This window comes from Accumulibacter sp. (genome assembly GCF_016789985.1).
Classification (GTDB): Bacteria; Pseudomonadota; Gammaproteobacteria; order Burkholderiales; family Rhodocyclaceae; genus Accumulibacter.
On sequence record NZ_JAEUOL010000270.1, the window covers coordinates 1 to 6,602 of the forward strand.

The following is a 6,602-nucleotide window of genomic DNA, read 5'->3' on the forward strand; positions in this document are numbered from 1 at the left end:
ACACTGATTCGCCGCTGAACACCTGGGGTCGGGCCCAGCGGCTGTTCAAACAATGCTGCTTGTCGGCAGGCATGGTCACGTCACTTCAGCGATGGGCTTTCACGGTAACGTCCGAGTTAACGGGCGGCCGAAGGCCGTCCCGTTGAACGAGATGTTAGGCCACGGTGGTTAAGCGGCATGGTCTGTTGATACGTGAATGAGCAGCGCATCATTGTTTCGAACAAGGTTGTAGGACTCTCTCCACGCACTGATGAGCAATTTGCTTTCAGCCAACAGCTCCCAAGTGACCGATGCGAGGACCGCATTCCGACCAAGAGGAACGACATTGAGTTCTTTGAATTGGCAAGAGCGGCAACCTTGTTGGTGATACCGCGAGACGATTTCCTGAAAATACTGACCGATCGCGGAGGGTGAGCTAAACAATTGGCTGGAGCCATCCGAGTGGATTGACAAGTAGGGTGACGCATAACGCCGGGCAATGACGTGCCCATCAAACTCGGAAAAGGCTTGAGAGAACGCTTCAAAAAACTGAGTGCACTCTGCTTCCAATGTTGACGCAACGCTCTTCGGTGTTTCTGGCATAGGGGCCTAACGCAGAGTTAACGGGCTGCCGAAGGCAGTCCCGTTGAACGACGGGTTATGCCAGCGGGAGTGAAAGAGCGAGCCGGCCGCACGATTTTGGCCGCACGCTCGAACGAAGCGGGATTTGATTGCAGCCAACATTGAACCGAGCGCGAAGAAACAAGCCCGGATTTCAGGCTTGAAGCGATCAAGCAAACGAACCGCACGGACAAGGCACTTTGACCTTGGCCCCGCATCGTGCCCAAGCCAGCAAGCAAAAGAACCGAAAGCGAATTCATCAAACCCCGCCTCGCAGACAGAAGTCGCAGCACCAACCGTGCACAAGCCTGAAAGACAAAGGCCTTGGTTTTTCCGAACCAAGACCAAGCTACGAAACCCGAACTGACTTCATGCACAGCGCCCGCATCGTGCTCTGCCACGCAAACCAAAGAACGGCCTTCAAACATCACGTGTACTCGCTTTGGTTTCGTTCGACGGGGCATAACGTTCGAATTAACGGGCGCCGCTAGGCGTCCCGTTGAATGAGGGGTTAGATGCCCGGCGGACCAATCGCTCGCTTTCCGGAACACCAGCCATTAGTTTTCTGAGTGCCGCCAAAGAGACTTGGTGTTGGCCGTTCTTGGGGCGAGGCTTGTGGCTTACGAGCGACCAGACGCGATGCCCGGCTCCGTTGTATTCCTCAGAGAATGAACCATCAGGATGCAAGCGAAGAACCAACAAAAACTCTGGCTCAGAAGTTATTGCGATTCGACCGCCTTGCGTGGCTTTGACCTGTACGTTCTTTCCACAACACGTTCCATCGTGGCACTCAAACGAGGCTCCATGAAGTGTGACGCCGTAGTGATGAGCGGCCAGTGCTTCGCCAAGGCTACCAACCATATGCCCATCGGGAGTGAACTTGCGCCCAGGGAACATTGCCTCAAGTTCAGCTACCGCTGCATAGATGGACCGGACAATTTCTGGAAAGCGCAACTCGTTCATATGAGGGCATCTAACGCTGAGGTAACCGGCGCATGACAGCAAGCGAAGCGCCGCTGGCAGGCGTCCGTGTTGACCGCCGTGTTATGCCGCACGGCCAATACGGGTGCATCTTGGCTGACCCGCCCTGGGCGCTGTCTATGGCCGGGCAGAGGAAGCGGGCGAGGGAAGGCGCGAAGCCTAAGGCGCTACCGTACCCGACCATGACGATTGAGGAGATTTGCGCCATGCCGGTGGCCGACTTTGCGGCGGAAGACTGCCACCTTTGGCTCTGGACGACGAACCAGCACCTGGAAGCTGGATTTCGCGTGATGCGGGCGTGGGGGTTCAAGTATCTGGCCCCGGTTCATTGGGTGAAGCCGACCGGCATGGGGAATTGGTTTGTGCATCGGTCGCAGACGATGCTTTTCGGCTACCGCCAGAAATGCCGGTTCCCGCTGGCGCGTTACCAGCCCAACGTGTTTCAGACCGGCGACCCGAAGCGCACAGCGAGAAGCCGGACGCGAGTTACGAACTGATAGAAGCGGTAAGCCCTGGTCCGCGACTGGAGCTTTTCGCCCGCCGCAAGCGCGGTGACTGGCACACATGGGGCAACGAGGTTCCGTGCGACGTGAGCATGGGGCATAACGTTCAGTCGACACCAAATCCGGTGTAGACCCCGCCACCCTACGGTGGCATCCGCCGGTGCAGATCCCCCCTGCATCCGGTGTATACTCCGTTCATGTTCGCGCATCGTACTGTTCTTTAAGGACCCGCCCGGCATGAACCCCCCCCATCGATCCGGGAAAACAACCGCCTCCGGCGGAATATGCACCCGCGCAGCCCGAGGTTGACCCCTCGCAACCCAGGCTGCTGGACCAGGTTCGCGCGCAGATCCGCTTGCGCCACTACAGCATAAGGACCGAGACACAGTATGTCCAGTGGGTCCGGCGCTTCGTGCTATTCCATCACAAGCGCCACCCGCGCGAGATGGGGGCAGCGGAGGTCGAGGCATTTCTCACCCATCTCGCGGTGGCGGGACAGGTCGCCTCGGCAACACAGAACCAGGCGCTGTCGGCATTGCTGTTTCTCTACCGCCAGGTGCTCGGCGTCGAGCTTCCCTGGCTGGACGACGTGGTGCGCGCCAAGCGGCCCGAGCGTTTGCCGGTGGTGCTGACCCGCCGTGAAGTGCAGCGGGTGCTGGAGCGGATGGAAGGGGTCCATGGCCTGCTGGCGCGCCTGCTCTACGGCACCGGGATGCGCCTGATGGAAGTGATTCGCCTGCGGGTGAAGGACGTCGATTTCGCGCAGGGCGAGATTCTGATCCGTGACGGCAAGGGTGCCAAGGACCGGGTGACGATGCTGCCGGAAGCTGTGGCTGGCGACCTGCGTGAGCACCTGCGGCGGCGGAAGCTGATTTTCGAGGACGATTTGCGGCTGGGCAAAGCCACGGTCTACTTGCCCGACGCACTGGAGCGCAAGTATCCGGACGCGAGCACGGCCTGGCCCTGGCAGTATGTCTTCGCTGCCGGGAGTTACTCGGTCGATCCGCGTAGCGGGGTCGAACGTCGCCATCACCTTGATGAAAAGCAGTTGCAGCGGGCGATGAAGAAGGCCGTTGCCGCCGCCAGCATCGACAAGCCGGCGACGCCGCACACGCTGCGCCATTCCTTCGCCACGCATCTGCTCGACAGCGGCTACGACATTCGCACCGTGCAGGAATTGCTGGGCCATGCCGACGTGGCGACGACGATGATCTACACGCACGTGCTCAAGCGTGGCGGGCGCGGCGTTCGCAGCCCGCTCGACGTGCTGCTCTGAGCACGCATCGGCCCAATGTCATCAAGCTTCGAGTCGTCGCATTCGCGGCGCGCCTGCACCGCCCGCAGACGAGACCATGACCTTCGATTTCCCGTGTCGCGATGAGCGCGCCTCCCGTTCCCGCCCCGACCCGGGCGCTTGGCGCACCCGCCAACCCCTTCGCCGACTGCCTGGCCAGCGATCGGCGTCGCCTGCGTTCGCTGGCGCGTGACCTGCGCCACCTGTTCGGCGGCAAGCGCGCGGCGCTGCAGGCCGAGAGCGAGTGCCTGCTCGAACGGTCGCGCGCGCTGGTGGCAGCCCGCCGGGCGCGCCTGCCGAAGCCGCAGTTTGCCGACGATCTGCCGGTCAATGCGCGGCGCGACGAGATCGCCGCGCTGATCGCCCGACATCCGGTGGTGATCGTCTGCGGCGAAACCGGCTCGGGCAAAACGACGCAGATTCCCAAGATCTGCCTCGCACTGGGGCGCGGCACGACCGGCCTGATCGGCCACACCCAGCCGCGGCGCATCGCGGCGCGTGCCACGGCGGCGCGCCTTGCGCAGGAACTGCAGAGCGAACCGGGGCGCCTGGTCGGTTACAAGATTCGCTTCAGCGACCGCAGCTCGCCTGATGCCTTCATCAAGCTGATGACCGACGGCATCCTGCTCGCCGAGACGCAGGGCGACCCCTGGCTGGAGCAGTATGACACACTGATCATCGACGAGGCGCACGAGCGCAGCCTGAACATCGATTTCCTGCTCGGCTACCTGAAGCAGCTGCTGGCCAAGCGGCGCGACCTGAAGCTGATCATCACTTCGGCGACGATCGACGCCGAGCGCTTCGCGCAGCACTTCGACGGCGCGCCGGTGATCGAGGTGTCGGGCCGGCTGTATCCGGTCGAGCTGCGCTATCGGCCGCTGCAGTCCGGGGACGACAAGGCTGACGCCGGGACGGCGCCGGACGACGAACGCGATCTCTACGACGCCATCGCCGACGCCTGCGACGAGCTGCATCGCGCCGGGCCGGGCGACGTGCTGGTCTTTCTGCCCGGCGAGCGCGAGATTCGCGAGGCGGCCGAGACGCTGCGCAAGCATCACCCGCCGCACACCGAGATCCTGCCGCTGTTCGCGCGCCTGTCGGCCGAGGAGCAGAGCCGCATCTTCAAGCCGCATGTCGGCCGGCGCATCGTGCTGGCGACCAATGTCGCGGAAACCTCGCTCACCGTGCCGGGCATCCGCTACGTGGTCGATTCGGGTCTGGCGCGCGTCAAGCGCTACTCGTACCGCAACAAGGTGGAGCAGTTGCAGATCGAGAAGATCGCGCAGGCCTCGGCCAACCAGCGCGCCGGGCGTTGCGGCCGGGTGGCGGCGGGTGTCTGCATCCGTCTCTACGAGGAGCAGGACTTCGCCCGGCGGCCGGTCTATGCCGACCCGGAGATCCTGCGCTCGTCGCTGGCCGGAGTGATCCTGCGCATGAAGGCGCTGCGCCTCGGAGACGTGGAGGATTTCCCGTTTCTCGAGGCGCCGCCGCGCAAGGCGATCAGCGACGGTTACCAGTTGTTGATCGAACTCGGCGCGGTGACCGCCGAGCGGGCGCTGACGCCGGTCGGCCAGGAGCTCGCCCGGATGCCGCTCGATCCGCGACTGGCGCGCATGATCGTCGCCGCGCGCGACGAGGGCTGTCTGCGCGAGGTGCTGGTGATCGCCGCCGCGCTGTCGGTGCAGGACCCGCGCGAGCGGCCGCAGGAGCGACAGGGAATGGCCGACGCGGCGCATCGCAGGTTCGCCGACGAGAAGTCGGAGTTCCTTGCCTGGCTACGCCTCTGGGAGTGGTATCAGGACGAGCTCGGGCACCGCAAGTCGCAGCGCAAGCTGGTCGAGGCCTGCCACGAGAACTTTCTCTCGGCGCTGCGCATGCGCGAGTGGCGCGACATCCACAGCCAGTTGCACGCACTGGCCGCCGAGCAGCACTGGCAGGAGAACGCCTTGCCGGCAACCTACGAGGCGATCCACCGCGCGCTGCTCGCCGGCCTGCTCGGCAACATCGGCTGCCGATCCGAGGAGTCGGCGCATTACCTCGGGGCGCGCGGCATCAGGTTCCTCATCCATCCGGGGTCGGCGCTGCAGAAGAAGGCCGGCAAATGGGTCGTCGCCGCCGAGATCAGCGAGACGACGCGCCTGTTTGCACGTTGTGTGGCGCGCCTCGAACCGACCTGGCTGGAGCGGGTCGGCGCGCACCTGCTGAAGCGTAGCTGGTTCGACCCGCACTGGGAGAAGAAGGCGATGCAGGCGGTGGCTTTCGAGCGCATCACGCTCTACGGCATCGTCGTCGATCCACGCCGACGGGTGAACTTCGGGCCGATCGACCCGTCGGCGGCGCGCGAAATCTTCATCCGCCAGGCGCTGGTCGGCGGCGAGGTGAGCGATGAGTTCGAGCGGCGCTGGGGTTTCTACACGCACAACCAGCAACTGATGCTGGACATCGAAACGCTCGAACACAAATCGCGCCGACCCGACGTGCTGGTCGACGACGAGCTGATCTTCGCCTTCTATGACCGGCTGATTCCGCCGGACGTCCATAGCGGCGCCGCCTTCGACCACTGGCGGCGCGAGGCCGAGCGCGCGACGCCGCAACTGCTCTACCTGCAACGCGCGGATCTGATGCGGCACGCGGCTGCCGGAGTGACCAGCGAGGCCTTCCCGCAGCAGCTGCGGCTGGCCGGCGTCGATTACGAGCTGGCCTACCACTTCGAGCCGGGCAGCCCGCGCGACGGCGTGACCCTGAGCGTGCCGCTGGCGCAACTCAACCAGATTCCGGCGGCGCGCTGCGAATGGCTGGTACCCGGGCTGCTCAAGGAGAAGGTGGGGCAACTGGTGAAGACGCTGCCGCAACGGCTGCGCGCAAAACTGGTGCCGGTGCCCGACTTTGCCGCCGAGTTCGTGGCGCAGGTGCCGCCGACCGACAAGCCGCTGCTGCTGGCGCTGGTGCACTTCATCCGGCAGTCGCGCGGGCTCAACGCGCGTGGCTGGGAGATCACGCCCGACGCCTTTCGTCCGGATGCCCTGCCGGCACACCTGTCGTTCAATTTCCGCCTGTTCGACGAGCACGGGCGGCAGCTCGGAATGAGCCGCCACCTGCACGAACTGCGCGCCGAATGGGGCCGCGAGGCGAAACAGGAATTCTCCGGGTTGCACGAGACGCCAAGCGAATACTCGGGGCTGCGCGACTGGACCTTTGGCGAACTGCCCGAGCTGATGGAGGTG

Annotated in this window: 4 protein-coding genes; all 4 read left to right on the forward strand. The window is 64.1% G+C overall.

Annotated features, from left to right (window positions below; all coding sequences use genetic code 11):
- Positions 1-1,646 precede the first annotated feature (1,646 nt).
- A complete protein-coding gene (locus tag JNK99_RS15220) occupies positions 1,647-2,078 on the forward strand; it encodes an MT-A70 family methyltransferase (RefSeq protein ID WP_291854533.1) in 432 nt (143 codons plus the stop codon).
- Entirely contained in the window at positions 1,985-2,215 is a 231-nt protein-coding gene (locus JNK99_RS17715) for an MT-A70 family methyltransferase (protein WP_366518770.1), read from the forward strand. The genes JNK99_RS15220 and JNK99_RS17715 overlap by 94 nt, the downstream gene beginning before the upstream one ends.
- 194 nt (positions 2,216-2,409) lie before the next feature.
- Positions 2,410-3,360, forward strand: a complete 951-nt coding sequence (locus tag JNK99_RS15225) for an integron integrase (protein ID WP_291854536.1) — start codon at positions 2,410-2,412, stop codon at positions 3,358-3,360.
- 101 nt (positions 3,361-3,461) lie between these two features.
- On the forward strand, positions 3,462-6,602 hold a 3,141-nt coding region (gene hrpA / locus JNK99_RS15230; protein ID WP_291854531.1), incomplete at its 3' end, for an ATP-dependent RNA helicase HrpA.

What these genes read in the sequence shown, in the direction of transcription:
- JNK99_RS15220 (WP_291854533.1), top strand. Translation starts at nt 1,647, where the DNA reads ATGCCGCACGGCCAATACGGGTGCATCTTGGCTGACCCGCCCTGGGCG.
- JNK99_RS17715 (WP_366518770.1), top strand. Translation starts at nt 1,985, where the DNA reads ATGCCGGTTCCCGCTGGCGCGTTACCAGCCCAACGTGTTTCAGACCGG.